Source organism: Novosphingobium sp. (genome assembly GCF_041905565.1).
GTDB lineage: Bacteria > Pseudomonadota > Alphaproteobacteria > Sphingomonadales > Sphingomonadaceae > Novosphingobium.
Genome location: NZ_JAYRKX010000007.1, coordinates 98725 through 115309, shown reverse-complemented (window position 1 = coordinate 115309; position 16585 = coordinate 98725). Strand labels below are relative to the sequence as shown.

Here is a 16585-nt window from a genome sequence, read left to right as displayed (position 1 = left end):
GCATGACCGCGTCCCCTGTCCCGGTCGCCATCGTCATGGGCAGCCAGTCGGACTGGGCGACGATGCAATGCGCCGCGAAAGCGCTCGACCAGCTGGGCGTCGCCTATGACGCGCGGATCGTGTCGGCGCACCGCACCCCGCAGCGGCTGGTGGAATTTGCCGAAAGCGCGGCTGATGCCGGGTTCAAGGTGATCATTGCCGGGGCGGGCGGCGCGGCGCACCTGCCGGGCATGGTTGCCAGCATGACCCACCTGCCCGTGCTGGGCGTGCCGGTGCAGTCCCGCGCGCTGTCCGGGCAGGACAGCCTGCTGTCGATCGTGCAGATGCCCGCTGGGATCCCGGTCGGCACGCTGGCGATCGGCGAGGCCGGGGCGACCAACGCCGGGCTACTCGCCGCCGCGATCCTGGCCACCAGCGATCCGGCCCTGGCCGAGCGGCTGCAGGCGTTCCGCGCCGCGCAGACCGCCAGCGTCGCCGAGCGGCCGAGCTGAACGGCATGATCCCTCCCGGCGAAACCATCGGCATCCTGGGTGGCGGGCAGCTGGGGCGGATGCTGGCCATGGCCGCCGCGCAGCTGGGCTATCGCTGCCACGTCTATGCCCCCGAGGCCGATTCGATCGCGGCCGAGGTTTGCGCCCAGTTCACCAACGCGCCCTATACCGATACCGCTGCGCTCGCGACTTTCGCCGCCGATTGCGCGGTGGTGACCTATGAATTCGAGAACGTCCCCGTCGGTCCGCTCGCCGCGCTGCAGGGCGTGCCGCTGCTACCGAATGCCCGCGCGCTGGAAGTGGCGCAGGACCGGCTGAGCGAAAAGCGCTTCGTGACCGAGCTGGGCGGCAACCCCGCCCCGTTCCTGGCGGTCGATACCGCCGAGGACCTCGCCCGCGCGCTCGACACGATCGGTTCGCCCGGCATCCTCAAGACCCGGCGCGAAGGCTATGACGGCAAGGGCCAGTGGCGGATCATGGCCGATCACGATGCCGAAGGCATCCGCATCGACCAGCCGCTGGTCTATGAAGGGTTCATCGATTTCTTCGCCGAATTCTCGGTCATCCTGTGCCGGGGCGCGGACGGATCGATCGTGTTCTGGGACAGCGCCGAAAACGTCCACAAGGGCGGCATTCTCGATACCTCCAGCCTGCCCGCCAGCGATGCCGTACTGGCGCAGGTCCCCGCCGCGCGCGACCTGGCACGCAAGGTGGCCGAACGGCTCGACTATGTCGGGGTGCTGACGCTGGAATTCTTTGCCACGGCGAGCGGCCCGGTGTTCAACGAAATGGCCCCGCGCGTCCACAATTCGGGCCACTGGACGATCGAGGGCGCGCTGACCAGCCAGTTCGAAAACCACATCCGCGCGATCTGCGGCCTGCCGCTGGGCGACCCGCGCCTGGCCGCGCGGGGCGTGGAAATGACCAACCTGATCGGCGATGACGCGCACGACTGGCCGGCGCTTCTGGCCGATCCGTGCAACCACCTGCACCTCTATGGCAAGGCCGCCGCCCGGCCGGGGCGCAAGATGGGCCACGTGACCCGGCTGACGCTGTGAACCGGCCCGAGGTTTTCCTGGTGGTCGCCGTGGCCAGGAACGGCGTGATCGGGGCTGATGGCGCGATGCCCTGGCACATCCCCACCGACCTGCGCCGGTTCAAGGCGCTGACCATGGGCCTGCCGATGGTGATGGGCCGCAAGACCTTCGATTCGCTGCCCGGGCTGCTGCCCGGCCGCCGCCACATCGTGCTGACCCGCGATCCCGCCTGGGCCGAGGACGGCGCCGAAGTGGCGCGCAGCGTGGAAGAAGCGCTGGCCATGGCCAATGCCGCGCATGTCGCCGTGGTCGGCGGGGCGGAAATCTACCGCCAGTTCCTGCCGCTGGCCCAGCGAATCGAATGGACCGAGATCGACGCCGAACCGATCGGCGATACCCATATCCCCGAATTCGACCGCAGCGACTGGCAGGAAAGCTGGCGCGAGCATCACGCGGCCGAAGGGCGCACGCCGGGGTTTGATTTCGTTACCTTGCTGCGTAAACCTGCGCCGGGGGAGGATCGCTGATGCGCAAGAGGGTATGGGTGCCGCTGGCCGTGCTGGGGCTGGCCGCGGCGGGCTTTTTCGGCGTGGCGCCGGGCTGGCTCGAAGGGCAGATGAACAAGGTCGATGGCAAGGAACTGATCCCGGTCAGCGCCGAGGCGCAGGCCCTGCACAAGACCTTGCAGATCGTCGACCTCCATTCCGACACGCTGATGTGGGACCGCAACGTGCTGCAACGCGCCAGCCGCGGGCACGAGGACCTGCCGCGCCTGGCCGAAGGCAATGTCACGCTGCAGCTGTTTTCCAGCGTGACCAAGAGCCCCAAGGGCCAGAACTATGACGCCAATGGCAGCGACACCGACAACATCACCGGCCTGGTGATCGCCCAGTTGCAGCCGGTGCGGACCTGGGGTTCGCTGCTGCAGCGCTCGCTCTACCACGGCGAAAAGCTCGACCGGGCAGTGGCGCGCGCCGATGGCGCGCTGCGCAAGGTCAGCGATCCGGCGAGCCTGGATGCGCTGCTGGCGGCGCGCGCCGATGGCGCGCTGCGCAAGGTCAGCGATCCGGCGAGCCTGGATGCGCTGCTGGCGGCGCGCGCGGGCAAGGCCAATCCCCCGGTCGGCGCGCTGCTGACGATCGAGGGGCTGCAGAACCTCGAAGGCCAGCTTGGCAACCTCGACAAGCTGCACGCGGCCGGCTTTCGCATGGCGGGCCTGACCCATTTCTTCGACAACGAGCTGGCGGGATCGCTGCATGGCCTGAAAAAGGGCGGCTTGAACCCGCTCGGCCGGCAGGCGGTGGCGCGGATGGAAGACCTTGGCATGGTGGTCGACATTGCCCATTGCAGCCACCAGTGCGTCGGCGAAGTGCTGGCCATGGCGCGCCGCCCGGTGGTCTCCAGCCACGGCGGCGTGCAGGCAACCTGCAAGGTCAACCGCAACCTGTCGGACGATGAACTGCGCCAGCTGGCCAAGACCGGCGGCGTGATCGGCATCGGTTACTGGGACGCCGCGATCTGCGACACCAGCCCGCGCTCGATCGCCCGGGCGATGAAACACGTGCGCGACCTGGTGGGCATCCAGCACGTCGCGCTGGGCAGCGATTATGACGGCGGCACCACGGTGCGGTTCGATACGTCGAAGCTGGTCCAGGTCACCCAGGCGCTGCTCGACGAAGGGTTCACCCCGGACGAGGTGCGCGCGGCGATGGGCGGCAATGCCCTGCGCGTGCTGCGCGCCGGCATGGTGCCGCTGGCGGCCCTGCCCCAGGGAGCAGCGGCCCGGCCATGACCATCGTGCGGCTCGACGCGGGCCAGCCTCTGCCGGATTCGCTGCGCGGCGCGATCATCGCGCTGGGCAATTTCGACGGGTTCCACCGCGGCCACCAGGCCGTGGTCGGCCAGGCGATCGACTGGGCGCGGGCCGAAGGCCGCCCGGCGATCGTCGCGACGTTCGATCCGCACCCGGTGCGCTACTTCGTGCCCGATGCGGCGCCGTTCCGGCTGACCACGCTGGACCAGCGGCAGGAACTGTTCGCCGATGCCGGGGCCGATGCGATGCTGGTGTTCCACTTCGACGCCGCGCTGGCCGCGACCACGGCGGAGCAGTTCGTGGCCGAGCTGCTGGCCGAGCGGCTGGGTGCGGCGGGCGTGGTGACCGGCGAGGATTTCACCTTCGGCAAGGCGCGCGGCGGCAATGTCGAAGTGCTGGCCCGGCTCGGCGCGCCGCTGGGCCTGCGCGCCAAGGCGGTTGGCCCCGTGGCGGACGAGGGCGAGGTGGTGTCTTCCAGCCGGATCCGCGATGCGCTGAAGGCCGGGGACTGCGGCCTCGCTACCCATCTCCTCACCCGCCCCTTCGCGATTCGCGGCACGGTGCAGCACGGTGACAAGGTGGGCCGCACGATCGGCTTTCCCACCGCCAACCTCGCCATGGGCAACTACCTGCGCCCGCGCTACGGCATCTATGCGGTGACTGCGGTGGTGCCGGGCGGGCGCGTGCTGCACGGCGCGGCCAACCTGGGCATCCGCCCCAGCTTCGATCCGCCCAAGGAACTGCTTGAGCCGCACTTCTTCGACTTTTCGGGTGACCTGTATGGCCAGGAAATCGAAGTGGCGTTCCACCACTTCCTGCGCCCCGAAGCGAAGTTCGACAGCCTGGAAGCGCTGACCCGCCAGATGGAAGCCGATTGCCTGAAGGCGCGCGAGCTGCTGGCGTGATCGTCTGGCTGAAGCGCGCGGGCTTTGTCCTGGCCGTGGCCTTCCTGGCGCTGACCGTAATCAACGCCAGCTGGCTGGCCGATGCGCCGCGCGGCTATCCCAAGCTGATCGCGCATCGCGGCGCGCACCAGCTGTTCGACCATCGCGGCGTCGGGCGCGACACCTGCACCGCCACCCGGATCGAGCCGCCGGTTCACGATTACCTTGAAAATACCCTGTCGGGGATGCTCACCGCCCAGCGGCTGGGCGCGCAGATGATCGAGGTGGATGTCGCCCCGACCGCCGATGGCCAGATCGCCCTGTTCCATGACTGGAAGCTGGATTGCCGCACCAATGGCAGCGGCGAGGTGCGGCAGGCGACCCTGGCCCAGCTGAAAGCGCTCGACGCGGGCCATGGCTACACGGCCGATGGCGGCAAGACATATCCGCTGCGGGGCCAGGGCGTGGGGGCGATCCCCAGTGTGGCCGAAGCCGTGGCCGCCCTGCCCGACCGGCCGCTCTTGTTCAATTTCAAGTCGAAGGATCCGGGCGAAGCGGACCTGCTGGCCAAGGCGCTGAAAGCTGCCGGACGCGATGTGGAGAAAGTGGGCGACGGCTTCTACGGCGCGCAGGGGCCGGTCACGCGGATTCGCCAGCTGTACCCCAAGGCCTGGGCCTTCTCGCTGGGCGAAGCCAAGGCCTGCACCACCGACTATCTCAAGACCGGGTGGTTCACCGTGGTGCCCGAAAGCTGCCGCAACGGCACGATCTTTGTCCCGATCAACTACCAGTGGGCCTTTGCCGGCTGGCCGAACCGCCTGATCGCACGGATGGACAGCGTCGGCGCCAAGGTGGTGGTGCTGGGCGCCTGGGGCAAGGACCGCGACATGGGTTTGAGCCTGCCCGAACAGATCGGCCAGGTGCCGAGCAGCTTCACCGGCTACATCTGGGTCGAGGACATCTACGCCGTCGGCCCGGCGCTGCACCCCGCCTACAACAAGCGCAACCCGGTGCAGGAAGCAGAACTGGCCAGGCAGCTCGAAGCGCGGCGCAAGCGTTGAATTTTGGACCGGTGCGCTGATCGCCTCCGCGATCAGCTTGCAACACCAGCCCGCTCCCCCGGCCCGACCACCCATTCAGGATACACTTCCGTGGGTGGTCGGGCCGGGGGAGCGGGCTGGGATGGCCTGTCCGCACCGGCGTCAGCCGGACAAGGACTCCAGCGCCCAGCGCGCGGCGTCGGCAACGGCTTCGTCGGGATCATCCAAGAGCGCGCCCACCTGCGGCAGAAGTGCGGCGTCCCCGCTGTTCCCCGCTGCGTAAAGGCAATTGCGCACGAACCGGTCGCGGCCGATGCGCTTGATCGGACTGCCGGAAAACAGCGCGCGAAAGCCCGCGTCGTCGAGCACCAACAGGTCCGCGAGGCGCGGCGCGATCAGTTCGGCGCGGGGCAGGAAGGCCTGCATCCGCCGCGCGCTATCGGCAAACTTGTTCCACGGGCAGACCGCCAGGCAATCGTCGCAGCCATAGATGCGGTTGCCCAGCGCGGCGCGGAACTCCTCTGGCACCGGACCCTTGTGCTCGATCGTCAGGTAGGAAATGCAGCGCCGCGCGTCGAGCCGGTAGGGCGCGGGGAACGCCGCCGTCGGGCAGGCGCGCTGGCAGGCATCGCACGATCCGCAGCGGTCGCGGCCCGGCGCATCGGGCGGGAAAGCCAGCGTGGTATAGATCGCCCCCAGGAACAGCCACGAGCCGTGGTCCCGACTGACGAGGTTGGTATGCTTGCCCTGCCAGCCCAGCCCCGCGGCCTGGCCCAGCGGCTTTTCCATCACCGGGGCGGTATCGACGAACACCTTGACGCCAATGTCCCCCAGCCCCCGCCGCGCCGCCTGATCGACCAGCCAGCGCGCCAAGGCCTTGAGCGCCTTCTTGACCACATCGTGATAATCGCGCCCCTGGGCATAGACCGAGATCCGCGCCCGGTCCCCCCGACCTTCCAGGGCGAGCGGATCGGCGGCAGGGGCATAGCTCATCCCCAGGGCCACCACGCTGCGGGCTTCGTCCCACAGCCCTTGCGGACTGCGGCGGTGATGCAGCCGGTCGGCCATCCACTGCATCTGCCCGTGCATCCCGGCGTCCAGCCATTGTTCCAGCCGGGCGGCGCGCAGCGGGTCCTCTGCCGCAGGCGCGATTGCGCAGGCGGCAAAGCCCAGCCGCGCCGCTTCTGCCGCGAGATCTTGCTTCAGCGCAGTGATTGCCGCCGCGTTAACCAAACTTCCTGTTGCCCTTCTTCACCCGCGCCCCATTATGCGGCGCAACCATGAGACCGGGGGAATGGCAGATGGGGAGCAGCGCGGCAACGGCGCCGGACAAGGTTAATCTGGCGATCGAGGCCCGCGGACTGATCAAGCGCTTCGACGGGTTCACCGCCGTCGACGGGGTCGACCTGTCGGTGCCCGAAGGCGCGATCTATGGCATCCTTGGCCCCAACGGCGCGGGCAAGACCACCACACTGCGGATGCTGCTGGGGATCATCGACCCGGACGAAGGCGTGCGCCGCGTGCTGGGGCACGACCGCCCGCACGAAGTGGCCCACACCATCGGCTACCTGCCCGAGGAGCGCGGGCTTTACCCCTCGATGAAAGCGTATGAGGCGATCGCCTTCATGGGCGCGCTGCGCGGGCTGCCGCTGGCCGAAGGGCGCCGCCGGGGCAAGGAACTGCTTGAGGCCCATGGCCTGGGCTATGCGATCGACCGCCAGATCCGCCAGCTGTCGAAAGGCATGGCGCAGCAGGTGCAATTGCTGGGCACGCTGGTCCACGAACCCCGGCTGGTGGTGTTCGACGAGCCGTTTTCCGGCCTCGACGCGCTGAACCAGGGCAAGCTCGAACGGATGATCCGGGGGCTGGCGGAAAAGGGCACCACAGTGATCTTTTCCACCCACGTCATCGCCCATGCCGAACGGCTGTGCGACGAGGTGGCGATCATTGCCGGAGGCAAGGTGCCCTTCGCCGGGCCGGTTGACGTGGCGCGCGACCGTATCCGCCCGCAAGTGCGGCTGGAAACCCGCGCGGCTGACGGCCCGTGGCGCGCCGCCCTGCCCGCCGAGGCGCGGCGCGAAGGCAGTTTCTGGTACTTCTCGCTGCCCGACAGCGGGATCGAACCCCTGCTGCGCGCGCTGATCGAGGGCGAAGCGGGGATCCTCTCGCTGTCGATCGAACGCGCCGGGCTGCACGATGCCTTTGTCGCCATTGCCGGCGAGGCTGCGGCCCGCGCGCTGGAAGCCAGCCCTGACGAGGAGACTGCCCGATGAGTGTCCAGCCCCGCAGTGGCCGCCTGTCGACCATGGCCGCCGCGCTGGTGATCGCGCGGCGCGATTTCACCGCGATCCTGTTTTCGCGCAGCTTCTTCTTCTTCCTGCTGGGGCCGCTGTTCCCGATGCTGGTCGGCGGCCTCGCGGGCGGGATCGGCCAGCGCGTGCAGGAACAGGCCGTGCGCCCGGAACTGGGCATCGCCATGGCCCCGGCAGACATGGCGGCGATGACCGCCGCCTACGAGCGGCTGGCGCCGCAGCTGGGCCTCCTGCCGGTGGTGGTCAAGGTGGCCGAAGTGCCGCCCGGCCAGGCATTCGACGCGCGCGCCGCGCTGTCGGACAAGCGGCTGAACCTGGCTGCGGTGGTCACCGGCACGCTGGACCAGCCCGTGCTGACCGGATCGCAGGACCTGATCGAACGCTGGCAGGGCCCGGTCGGGCTGGTCGCCGCCGAAGCCCGGCAAAGCGCGCCCAGCACCTTTCCCAAGGTGACGCTGGCCCCGATCACCAGCCAGACCACGGCAGACCAGACCCGCAGCCGGCTGGTGACCGCGCAGCTGGGCCAGACCGTGCTGTTCCTGCTGACCATGCTGCTGGCCGGCATGGTGCTGTCCAACCTGGTCGAGGAAAAGGGCAACAAGATCATCGAAGTGCTGGCCGCCGCGATCCCGATGGACGCGGTGTTCCTGGGCAAGCTGTTCGCCATGCTGGCGGTCAGCTGGGTCGGGATCACGGTGTGGGGCATGATGGGCGGCACGGTGTGGCTGGTGTCGGGCCATTCGCTGCAGGACTATCCCGCTCCGGCGGTCGGCTGGGCGGCTTTCCTGGGCCTGGGCGTGCTGTACTTCTCGATGGGCTACCTGCTGCTCGGTTCGCTGTTCCTGGCGATCGGGTCGATGGCCAGCACCGTGCGCGAAGTGCAGACGCTGTCGATGCCGGTGACCATGCTGCAGCTGCTGAACTTCTTCTTCGCCTCTTATGCCATGGCCCAGCCGGGCAGCGTGGTCGAACTGGCGGCGGCGACGATCCCGTTCTCCTCGCCCTTCACCATGCTGGCGCGCGCGGCGCAGGACCCGCGCCTGTGGCCCCACGCCCTGGCGCTGGCCTGGCAAGTGGTCTGCGTGGCGCTGTGCGTGCGGGCCGGGGCCAACCTGTTCCGCAAGCGGGTGATGAAAAGCGGTTCGGCCGGCGGCAAGCCGAAAGGCGGCCTGCTGAAGCGCGCCTTCGCCCGCTGAAGGCGGGCGCTCAGGCACGGCAAACCGGGCGGAATCACCGATGGGCCGCTATTGACAATCGAGTAAGTTAAGGTAGATAAGTTCGCAAGAGCAACGCATTACGTGCGATTGCGCGTGAGAGGATTTTTCATGGCAACTCAACCGATTGCTGCCGATTCGCCGCTGACCTACCGCAGTTCGCCCACCGCCGCCGAAGCCTTCGCCGGGTGGCTCAAGGAACACGGGCACGAGCTGCAGGCTCATACCCAGCGCTGGGACGTGTCGAACTCTGCCCTGTACCGCGATGATACCTGGCAGCCGATCTTTGCCGAGATGCGCGCCCAGGCCCCGGTCAACAAGATTACCGGCACGCCCTATGGCGATTTCTGGAACGTCACCACGGTGGAAACGATCCAGCACGTCGAATCGCAGCCCGAAATCTACTCGTCCTCGTGGCGGTACGGCGGGATCACCCTGACCGAACCGCCGCGCGACATCGCGCCGGAAGAGCTTGAGGAACGCCGCCTGCCGATGTTCATCGCGATGGACCGGCCCGAACACACCGGCCAGCGCCGCACCGTGTCCGAAGGCTTCACCCCCAGCGAAGTGGCCAAGATGGAGGCCGAAATCCGCGCCCGCACCCAGGGCGTGCTCGACAGCCTGCCGTGGGACGAACAGTTCGACTGGGTCGACAAGGTCTCGATCGAGCTGACCACCGGGATGCTCGCGATCCTGTTCGGCTTTCCCTGGCAGGATCGCCGCCTGCTGACCTTCTGGTCGGACTGGGCGGGCGATGTTGAGCTGAGCTTCGCGCGCGAGTTGGCGGAAACCCGCTGGCAGATCTTCACCGAGATGGCGACCTACTTCAAGGGGCTGTGGCTGGACCGCATGGGCAAGCCGCCCAGCCGCGACCTGATCTCGATGATGATCCATTCGGACGCGATGAACCACATGAGCCCGCAGGAATTCATGGGCAACCTGATCCTGCTGATCGTGGGGGGCAACGACACCACCCGCAACACCATGTCGGGCATCGTCCACGCGCTCGACAAGTTCCCCGACCAGCGCGCGCTGTTCGAGGCCGACCCTTCGGTCATCACCAACGGGGTGCAGGAATGCATCCGCTATGTCACCCCGCTGGCGCACATGCGCCGCACCGCCACCCAGGATGCCGACCTGTTCGGGCAACAGGTCAAGGCGGGCGACAAGCTGGCGCTGTGGTACATTTCGGGCAACCGCGATGAAAGCGTGTTCCCCAATGCCGACAAGCTGGACCTGACGCGCGAGAACGCGCGGCGCCACGTGGCCTTCGGCTATGGCATCCACCGCTGCGTCGGCGCGCGCCTCGCGGAACTGCAGCTGCGCGTGCTGATGGAGGAAATGCACGAGCGGCGGATGCGCGTGAACCTGACCGGCAAGGTCGAACGCACCCGCAACAACTTCGTCCATGGCCATACCCGAATGGAAGTGACCCTCTCGAAGTTCTGATCCGCCTGCCCTACATTGCTTCCCGGACAGCGGCCGTATCACCGGCCGCGTCCGGGAGAACGATCATGGATCACACGGCAACCCTGCCGCGCCGCGCGATGCTGCGCTGGCTGGCGGCATCGGCGGCGCTGCCCGCGCTGGCGGCCTGCGACAAGGCCCAGGCCAAGGGCTATCCGGTGCAGTTCAGCGACGGCGAATGGAAGCGGCGGCTGACGGCCGAGCAGTATTACATCCTGCGCAAAAAGGGCACCGAAGTACCCGGCACATCCCCGCTGCTGAAGGAACACCGCAAGGGCACCTTCACCTGCGCGGCCGATGGGCAGGCGCTGTTCAGTTCCGGCACAAAGTTCGACAGCGGCACCGGCTGGCCCAGCTTCTGGGCACCGCTGCCCGGCGCGGTCGCCTATTCGACCGATTGGGAAACCGGCTATCCGCGCAAGGAAGTGCACTGCACCCGCTGCGGCGGGCACCTCGGCCACGTGTTTGACGACGGGCCGAAGCCCACCGGCAAGCGTTACTGCATGAACGGCGACGCCTTGCTGTTCCGTCCGGGCTGAGCCGGCGGAACCACGCGCCACAGCGTCAGGGTTCCGGCTTCGCCCGGGAGCGGTACGCGTTCCAGCCAGTGCGGCGGCTGGTTGGCCAGCAGCTGCGCCATCAGCCCCTGCGGCGCCAGGCGGACGTAATTGCGTGCCTCGATCAGGTCGGAACAGGTCACCAGATGGGTGGCCCCGTGCCGGCGGACCAGCGCTTCGGCCTGGCCGGGCGCGGCGGTGAACGCCTTGATCACGGCCTCGATCGACGGGGCAGAGCGGTGATGGCCGGTCGCGATCACCGCGTGGGGGGTGCTGACCAGCAGGCTGGGGCCGATCTCGAACGGGGCGAACAGCGTGGCGCGCGGCAAGCCGGCCAGCACGGTCAGCGATTGCGGCTGGCCGCAGCCGGTCCCGGTAACCTGCGAATCGCCCGACTGCGCCGGGGCGCCGGGCTGGGCCAGCGCATTGCGCAGTGCGCCAACGGCCACGCCGGGCACCAGCGAGATGAAGATCACCGGCAGCGCCAGCAGCCGCAGCGCGGTGGGCAGGCGCGGCGCGCGGCGGAGCCATTCGAACACGGCAAAGCCCAGCGGCACCGTGGCAATCGCGGTCGCAACCGAACTGAAGCGCGACACCAGCAGCGCGATGACTATCGCCCCAGCCAGCAGCAGCGCGAATTCGCCCAGCGCCTCGCGCTGGCCGCCCAGGTCGCGCGCCCAGGCCCACAGCGTGACGGCCAGGCCAATCAGCGGCGGGATGATCATCTGCACCATGGTCGACAGGTCCTGCCGCCAGACCGGCAGCCCTTCGAGCACGTTGTCGTACCAGAAAGTGCGGACCAGCGGGTCCAGTTCGGCAAAGGGCCCGGCCAGGCACTGCGGCGCGAGCGCGAGGTAAAGCGCGCCGGTCAGCCCGGCGGCCAGCACCAGCAGCCCGACCAGCACCGGCCAGCCAAGCTGGCGGATCCGGGCAATCGCCCCGGTTAGCAGCGCGGCGAGCAGGAAGGCGGCCAGCAGGGCCGGGGAAACGGTATCGCAGTGGCTATCGGCGACCAGCCCGCGCGTTGCCACGAACAGCACGCAGCTTGCTCCGGCCAGCACCAGCAGCAGCTGCACCAGCGCATCGCGCCGGGGCGCGCCGCCGCGCAGCCAGCGCAGCCCCAGCACGCCCGCAGTCAGCGCGGCGAAGGGCAGCAATTCCAGGCTGATCGACAGTCCGATGGCCAGCGCCAGGGCGGCAAGTCGTGCCCCGCGCCGCGCATCGCGATCGAACAGCGCCGCCAGCGCGGCCAGCTGGCTGACGATCTGCCAGCCGTGATGATCGATCCGCAGCGGTTGCAGCTGGACCATCGCCGCCAGGGCCATGATCCACACCACGCAGGCGCCATAGGCGGCGCGCTCGCCAAACAGCCGCCGCGCGATCCGCGCGGTCAGCAGCATGGCGCACAGCAGGGTCAGCAGCGGCACCAGCGTAGCCGCCACCTGTTCGGCCACTGGCTGGCCCAGCAGCGGGCGCAGCGCGGCAATCAGCAGCGCCAGCGGCAGATCGACCAGCCGCGACCAATGGGTCGGCGTGCCGACCGGCGGATCGATGCGGTATTGCCGCAGGTCGAACCAGCCCTGCCCGTCCAGCAGGTCGCGGACCTGCACCAGGCGCAGCGCATCGTCGGGATCGGGAAAGCGAACGGCGGCAATCGCCGCCCAGTTGCGCACCAGCATGATCAGCGCCACGCCCAGCCAGGCCAGCACGATCCGCCGCCAGAACACGGCGGGGGCGGTCGGTTCAGTCATGCTGCAAGATCCCGGCGGAACACGACCACGTCGCGCAGCAGCCAGGTCACGGTAAAGCTCGCGCCGACCGCGACCAACTTGGCCAGGCGCGGATCGAGCCCGAGCATGCTGCCCGCGCCGACGATCAGCGTGGTCACGGCGAGGCCAATCAGCGCGGAGACGACGAACAGCGCCTTCTGCCGGGTGCGGGCCGCGCCGTGGCGGGCCACGCTATCGCCGAACACCTTGCGGCTGGATACCAGCCAGTGCACCACGATGCCCAGGCCATAGCCCGCCGCCGATGCCGGTCCGGGCGCCAGGCCCAGTTCCAGCAGCGCCAGGAAGCTGGCCATGTCGCAGCCCAGCGCGATCACGCTGGCGCCGAGGTAGCGCACCAGCACCACCTGGCGCAGCCGCCACAGCAGGTCGCCCACCGGCCTGCCCCTCAGGCCGCGTCGCGCCGGGGGGCGGCAATCCGTTCGGGCACTTCGCGCACCGATTCGAGCGCGGCGGCCTGGTCCTCGCTCACAGCGCGGCGCGCGGCGGGCAGTGCGGCTTCGGCGCCTTCGTTGCCGGCCTCGTGGTATTCGGCGTCCTCGTTGACGCACCACACGTCATAGACCCGCTCGCCCTGGAGGATGTTCTCCACCGTCAGCATCGCGGTCATCATCGCGTGGTCCTGGTTGTTGTAGCGGTGCATCCCGTTGCGCCCGACCATGTGCAGCGTCGGATACCGGCCTTCCAGTTCGCGGCGCATGGCATCGACATGGGCGGCATAGTCCTCGTCATAGACGGGATAGGCCTTTTCCTGGCGCACCACCGCGCCGCCGATCACCTGTTCGGCCGACACCAGGCCAAGCAGCGCCAGCTCGCGCGTGGCCAGTTCGACCAGGTCCTCGTCGGCCATCGACCACAGCCCGTCGCCTTCGAAGCAGAAGTATTCAAGGCCGACGCAGGCAACGCTTTCATCGGGCACCATTTCGGGCGACCACGAACGGAAGTTCTGGATGCGGCCGACCTTGACCTTGGAATCATGGATATAGATCCAGTTGTCCGGGAACAGGTCATCGCTGCGGATCTTGAGCGCGACGGTCAGGAAGTCGCGGTAGCGCAGCTGCTTGGCGGCGATGCTGGTGGCGGGCAGCGGATGAAGCCGCGCGGCCAGCTCGCGCATCGGCGCGGAACTGATCGCGTGGGCGGCGCGGATCACCGTTTCACCGCCATCGTGGCTGGCGGTCAGGCGCCAGCCACGATGGCCATCGCTGGCGAGCTGCTTGAGCGCGTGGCCCATCAGCACTTCGCCCTTGCCAGTGGCGACAATCTTGTCGCGCGCGGCGTCCCACATCATGCCGGGGCCAAGCCGCGGATAGCGGAATTCTTCCAGCAGGGTCTTGGCCTGCATCCCGTTGTTGGGCCGCTTGTTCAGGCCCAGGCTGCGCTTCAGCCCGTCGACCACCGCGCCCCACAGCGACAGCCCCTTGATCCGCTGCGCAGCCCAGTCGGCGCTCATTTCGTCGCAGGGCATGCCCCAGACCTTCTCGGTATAGGTCTTGAAGAAGATCGAGTAGAGCTTGTGGCCGAACTGGTTGACGGTCCAGTCCTCGAAGCTCTTGACCTGCTTTTTGGGCAGCGCCTTGGCCTTGGCAAAGCTCGCCATGCACAGCGTGCTGCGCACGATCCCCAGGTTCCACAGCGCTTCGAACGCGCGCAGCGGGTAGGAGTAGAACTTGCCCTCGTAATAGATCCGGCTCATCCGCGGGCGGCTGATGAAGTCGTCGGGCAGGATCTCGTTCCACAGGTCGACCACCTGCTTGCTTTTCGAGAAGAAGCGGTGCCCGCCGATGTCGAAGCGGTAGCCTTCGTGTTCCACCGTGCGGCTGATCCCGCCGACATAGGTCTGGTCGCGTTCGATGATCGCAACGCTGAGCCCGGCCTTGGTCAGCAGGTAGCCGGCGGTCAGGCCGGCGGGGCCGGCGCCGATGATCGCGACATCGACCTGGCGTTCACGCGGCTGGACGGGATTCGCGGCACCGGGATAAGCTGATACGGACATTCTGCCCCCACTTGTTGGTCGCGGCCAGAAGTGAAGGAAAATGCCTAATCACTGGTTAACACGACTGGGCGTTTGTCCGGCGGGCACGCGGACCGCGCCGGTCTGCAGGCGGTGGGCCAGCACGGCCAGTTCATCCAGCCGGAAGGCTTCCTGGAACACCAGCCCGTGCGCCGTGCGGCGGCGCCAGCGCACGCGGGCGTGGCGCTCGGGCAGGCCGGGGGCCGCGATCCGCACCTGCTGGCCCAGCGCCAGCCCCGGTTCCATCACCAGCAGCGCGCCCTGCTGCGACAGGTCCTGCAACTGTCCGGCGCGGCTGAGGCCCGCGTCATCGGTAACCATAACCGGCAAGACCAGTCGCAGCCGGATCGACCGCTTGGGAAAGGGCGTGCCTTCGTCCATCAATTCGTGAACGTCGACCGGCCCTTCGGCAAAGCGGAAGCCCGCATGGCCTTCGCTCTGCCACACCGGTTCAACCGCGTAGCGATCGCCATTGCCCAGTTCGAGTTCGAAGCGCGGCGCAGCGGGCAATTCGTGGAACAGCCGGGCCTTGATCCCGGTGCTGGACGCATCGCGCAGGATGCACAGGTATTCGCCCGCATCGGACACCAGCTTGCCCGCGCGCAACAGCAGGGTGTAGCGCTGGGCGGCGCGCTGGTCGGCCGCATCCCGCACCGCGGCATCGTCTGCCGCGGGCGCTGGGTCTGCCGGTGGTGCCTTGCGCGTCATGCCAGTCTCCAGGCCGGATCGTCGCGGAACCGGCCCAGTGCTGGCTAAGGGATCGTGGCTAAACCCCGGCTAAGCGGGGTCTAGGGACAAGTGCGGAGGAACGCCTTGGCGGGGCGTGGTGCGGGCGGCGGGACTCGAACCCGCACGAGCAAGGCCCAGGGGATTTTAAGTCCCCGGCGTCTACCATTCCGCCACGCCCGCGCGCGCTGCTGCGCAGTCCATTGGACTGGCGGCGGCGGCATTGCAACTCTTGCACGATACGGCCCTGCCCGGCCCGCCGATTACCCCCCAGCAATCGGCCGGTCAGGCGGCAGGCACGCTCAATCCGCGTTGAGGCGGGCGCGCATTTCCTTGCCGGGCTTGAAATAGGGCACGGCCTTGCCGGGCACCGATACGCTTTCGCCGGTGCGCGGGTTGCGGCCGGTGCGCGCCTCGCGCGTGCGGGTGCTGAACGCCCCGAACCCGCGCAGTTCCACGCGGCCGCCCTTGGCCAGCCGGTTCGCGATCTCGTCAAAGAAGACCGCCACCACCTTTTCGATTTCTTCGGCACGCATACCGGGATTGTCCCGGGCAAGCGCCTGCAGCAACTCGGATCGAATCATTATCACGCCTTTCCACGAACCGCTGTTACGGTTCGAACCCCCGTTCAGGAAATGAGCGCGGCACACCTTTCGACCCGGTACAAGCTGCACTGCACAGCATTAGCTTTGCCAAATATTGCGCCCCGACGCAACGCCCGAATGCAAACTGCGGTAATTACGTATTAACCTTAGGCAAGCAGGTCCGCCGGCGCAATTCCCAGCCGATCGATTCGCGCGCGGATGGCGGGCCATTCGACCGCCAGGAACGCCTCGCGCTCGCTCCGGCGCAGGCGGTCGGCCGCGCCGCGCGCCACGAACATGCCCACCCCGCGCTGCACTTCGACCAGGCCATCAAGCTGGAACTGCTGGTAGGCCTTGGCCACGGTCAGCGGATTGGCGCCCTGATCGGCCGCGAAAGCGCGCACCGACGGCAGCATCGCCCCTTCGGGATAAGTGCCATCGATGATCGCTGCGGCGATCAGGTCACGCAGCTTGAGATAGACGGGTTTGCTGGCATTCGACATGGTGCATCACTGCCATAATACAGCGCGGCAGACAAGCAGAATGAGCAATCGCTCATCTATGGCCAGGACCCATGAACAACCCTGTTTCAACTTTGCGCAACATTCTGCTTCCATGCCGCGCAAACCCCGCTAATCTCCCGCCGCATTCGGACGCAC

17 protein-coding genes and 1 tRNA gene are annotated in these 16585 nt (G+C 68.2%); 10 read left to right on the top strand and 8 right to left on the bottom strand.

The genetic code is table 11. The features are described 5' to 3' along the window. The first annotated feature begins 2 nt into the window (after positions 1-2). The 6 genes from purE to ACE3N9_RS07840 are packed head-to-tail and all read left to right on the top strand — an operon-like array spanning position 3 to position 5286. Positions 3-491 carry a 5-(carboxyamino)imidazole ribonucleotide mutase gene (purE, locus tag ACE3N9_RS07865; protein ID WP_374282572.1) on the top strand — a complete coding sequence of 163 codons (489 nt, stop codon included), beginning with the start codon at positions 3-5 and terminating at the stop codon, positions 489-491. 5 nt (positions 492-496) lie between these two features. Further along, on the top strand, positions 497-1549 hold the full coding sequence (locus tag ACE3N9_RS07860; protein WP_374282570.1) for a 5-(carboxyamino)imidazole ribonucleotide synthase: 1053 nt from the start codon (positions 497-499) through the stop codon (positions 1547-1549). Next, complete coding sequence (locus tag ACE3N9_RS07855; protein WP_374282568.1) at positions 1546-2055, top strand: dihydrofolate reductase; 510 nt, start codon at positions 1546-1548, stop codon at positions 2053-2055. The genes ACE3N9_RS07860 and ACE3N9_RS07855 overlap by 4 nt, the downstream gene beginning before the upstream one ends. Continuing rightward, complete coding sequence (locus ACE3N9_RS07850; protein WP_374282567.1) at positions 2055-3320, top strand: dipeptidase; 1266 nt, start codon at positions 2055-2057, stop codon at positions 3318-3320. The genes ACE3N9_RS07855 and ACE3N9_RS07850 overlap by 1 nt, the downstream gene beginning before the upstream one ends. 2 nt (positions 3321-3322) lie before the next feature. Beyond that, positions 3323-4246: a bifunctional riboflavin kinase/FAD synthetase gene (locus tag ACE3N9_RS07845; protein ID WP_374282659.1), complete on the top strand. Its 924-nt coding sequence runs from the start codon at positions 3323-3325 to the stop codon at positions 4244-4246. Next, positions 4243-5286 carry a glycerophosphodiester phosphodiesterase family protein gene (locus tag ACE3N9_RS07840; RefSeq protein WP_374282565.1) on the top strand — a complete coding sequence of 348 codons (1044 nt, stop codon included), beginning with the start codon at positions 4243-4245 and terminating at the stop codon, positions 5284-5286. Before ACE3N9_RS07845 ends, ACE3N9_RS07840 begins: the two co-directional genes overlap by 4 nt. A gap of 141 nt (positions 5287-5427) precedes the next feature. Here ACE3N9_RS07840 and queG read toward each other — a convergent pair whose 3' ends face one another. Continuing rightward, positions 5428-6498, bottom strand: a complete 1071-nt coding sequence (gene queG / locus ACE3N9_RS07835; protein WP_374282563.1) for a tRNA epoxyqueuosine(34) reductase QueG — start codon at positions 6496-6498, stop codon at positions 5428-5430. Between the two features lie 47 nt (positions 6499-6545). Between queG and ACE3N9_RS07830 the strand changes: the two genes are divergently transcribed. The 4 genes from ACE3N9_RS07830 (at position 6546) to msrB (ending at position 10797) form a co-directional block, all read left to right on the top strand. Next, positions 6546-7538 (top strand): ABC transporter ATP-binding protein, encoded by a 993-nt coding sequence (locus ACE3N9_RS07830; RefSeq protein WP_374282561.1) that lies wholly within the window; start codon positions 6546-6548, stop codon positions 7536-7538. Next, the gene (locus ACE3N9_RS07825; RefSeq protein WP_374282559.1) at positions 7535-8773 is read left to right on the top strand and encodes an ABC transporter permease; all 1239 of its coding nucleotides are present in this window, start codon (positions 7535-7537) and stop codon (positions 8771-8773) included. The genes ACE3N9_RS07830 and ACE3N9_RS07825 overlap by 4 nt, the downstream gene beginning before the upstream one ends. Positions 8774-8902: 129 nt before the next feature. Then, complete coding sequence (locus tag ACE3N9_RS07820) at positions 8903-10240, top strand: cytochrome P450 (protein ID WP_374282557.1); 1338 nt, start codon at positions 8903-8905, stop codon at positions 10238-10240. Positions 10241-10305: 65 nt separating this feature from the next. Continuing rightward, positions 10306-10797 carry a peptide-methionine (R)-S-oxide reductase MsrB gene (gene msrB, locus ACE3N9_RS07815; RefSeq protein ID WP_374282555.1) on the top strand — a complete coding sequence of 164 codons (492 nt, stop codon included), beginning with the start codon at positions 10306-10308 and terminating at the stop codon, positions 10795-10797. On the opposite strand, the gene ACE3N9_RS07810 is transcribed toward msrB, so the two are convergent. The 7 genes from ACE3N9_RS07810 to ACE3N9_RS07780 form a co-directional block, all read right to left on the bottom strand. Next, positions 10755-12566 (bottom strand): hypothetical protein, encoded by a 1812-nt coding sequence (locus tag ACE3N9_RS07810; RefSeq protein ID WP_374282553.1) that lies wholly within the window; start codon positions 12564-12566, stop codon positions 10755-10757. The genes msrB and ACE3N9_RS07810 overlap by 43 nt on opposite strands. Next, complete coding sequence (locus ACE3N9_RS07805) at positions 12563-12979, bottom strand: GtrA family protein (protein WP_374282551.1); 417 nt, start codon at positions 12977-12979, stop codon at positions 12563-12565. Before ACE3N9_RS07805 ends, ACE3N9_RS07810 begins: the two co-directional genes overlap by 4 nt. An 11-nt stretch (positions 12980-12990) precedes the next feature. Continuing rightward, entirely contained in the window at positions 12991-14598 is a 1608-nt protein-coding gene (locus ACE3N9_RS07800) for an NAD(P)/FAD-dependent oxidoreductase (RefSeq protein ID WP_374282549.1), read from the bottom strand. Between the two features lie 48 nt (positions 14599-14646). Further along, positions 14647-15324, bottom strand: a complete 678-nt coding sequence (locus ACE3N9_RS07795) for a PilZ domain-containing protein (protein ID WP_374282547.1) — start codon at positions 15322-15324, stop codon at positions 14647-14649. A gap of 116 nt (positions 15325-15440) precedes the next feature. Beyond that, positions 15441-15525 (bottom strand) — tRNA-Leu (locus ACE3N9_RS07790). Between the two features lie 119 nt (positions 15526-15644). Next, complete coding sequence (locus ACE3N9_RS07785; RefSeq protein WP_374282545.1) at positions 15645-15926, bottom strand: integration host factor subunit beta; 282 nt, start codon at positions 15924-15926, stop codon at positions 15645-15647. Positions 15927-16093: 167 nt separating this feature from the next. Then, complete coding sequence (locus tag ACE3N9_RS07780) at positions 16094-16429, bottom strand: GntR family transcriptional regulator (RefSeq protein ID WP_374282543.1); 336 nt, start codon at positions 16427-16429, stop codon at positions 16094-16096. Between the last annotated feature and the right edge of the window lie 156 nt (positions 16430-16585).

Excerpts from the sequence above, each read along its gene's own strand:
- ACE3N9_RS07810 (WP_374282553.1), bottom strand. The coding sequence starts at position 12,566 with ATGACTGAACCGACCGCCCCCGCCGTGTTCTGGCGGCGGATCGTGCTG.
- ACE3N9_RS07830 (WP_374282561.1), top strand. The coding sequence starts at position 6,546 with ATGAGACCGGGGGAATGGCAGATGGGGAGCAGCGCGGCAACGGCGCCG.
- ACE3N9_RS07800 (WP_374282549.1), bottom strand. The coding sequence starts at position 14,598 with ATGTCCGTATCAGCTTATCCCGGTGCCGCGAATCCCGTCCAGCCGCGT.
- ACE3N9_RS07795 (WP_374282547.1), bottom strand. The coding sequence starts at position 15,324 with ATGACGCGCAAGGCACCACCGGCAGACCCAGCGCCCGCGGCAGACGAT.
- msrB (WP_374282555.1), top strand. The coding sequence starts at position 10,306 with ATGGATCACACGGCAACCCTGCCGCGCCGCGCGATGCTGCGCTGGCTG.
- ACE3N9_RS07780 (WP_374282543.1), bottom strand. The coding sequence starts at position 16,429 with ATGTCGAATGCCAGCAAACCCGTCTATCTCAAGCTGCGTGACCTGATC.
- ACE3N9_RS07785 (WP_374282545.1), bottom strand. The coding sequence starts at position 15,926 with ATGATTCGATCCGAGTTGCTGCAGGCGCTTGCCCGGGACAATCCCGGT.
- ACE3N9_RS07850 (WP_374282567.1), top strand. The coding sequence starts at position 2,055 with ATGCGCAAGAGGGTATGGGTGCCGCTGGCCGTGCTGGGGCTGGCCGCG.
- ACE3N9_RS07820 (WP_374282557.1), top strand. The coding sequence starts at position 8,903 with ATGGCAACTCAACCGATTGCTGCCGATTCGCCGCTGACCTACCGCAGT.
- purE (WP_374282572.1), top strand. The coding sequence starts at position 3 with ATGACCGCGTCCCCTGTCCCGGTCGCCATCGTCATGGGCAGCCAGTCG.
- ACE3N9_RS07825 (WP_374282559.1), top strand. The coding sequence starts at position 7,535 with ATGAGTGTCCAGCCCCGCAGTGGCCGCCTGTCGACCATGGCCGCCGCG.
- ACE3N9_RS07860 (WP_374282570.1), top strand. The coding sequence starts at position 497 with ATGATCCCTCCCGGCGAAACCATCGGCATCCTGGGTGGCGGGCAGCTG.